The organism is Oleiphilus sp. HI0086 (assembly GCF_001635225.1).
The window spans coordinates 1-572 of sequence record NZ_LWFZ01000386.1; the positions used below are offsets into that span (position 1 = coordinate 1).

A 572-nucleotide genomic window follows, 5' to 3' on the forward strand; every position below is an offset into this window, starting at 1 on the left:
AGTTATCGATATTAATCAGAGCCCGATCGGACGCACCCCAAGATCAAACCCCGCGACCTATACAGGACTGTTTACACCTATCAGAGAGTTATTTGCTGGCACTCACGAGGCAAGGTCTCGTGGATATAAACCAGGCCGCTTTAGCTTCAATGTTAAGGGTGGCCGCTGTGAGGCCTGTCAGGGTGATGGCGTCACAAAAGTAGAAATGCACTTTCTACCTGATGTCTATGTCCCTTGTGATGTTTGTAAGAGCAAGCGATACAACAGGGAAACACTAGATATCACCTATAAAGGGAAGAATATCCACGAAGTTCTGGACCTTACTATCGAAGATGCGCGTGAATTCTTTGACGCGGTTCCCTTTATTGCCCGAAAGCTTCAGACCTTAATGGATGTTGGCCTGTCGTATATCAGACTTGGTCAAAGTGCGATTACACTATCTGGCGGCGAAGCCCAGCGTGTCAAACTAGCTAAAGAGCTTTCCAAGCGAGATACAGGTAAAACCCTCTACATCCTTGACGAACCAACTACTGGCTTGCACTTCTATGATATCCAGCAATTACTGACTGTTC

General features: G+C 46.7%; 1 protein-coding gene. It reads left to right on the forward strand.

Going from position 1 to position 572, the window contains the following annotated elements; all coding sequences use genetic code 11:
• On the forward strand, positions 1-572 hold a 572-nt coding region (locus tag A3756_RS04850), incomplete at both ends, for an ATP-binding cassette domain-containing protein (protein ID WP_156490277.1).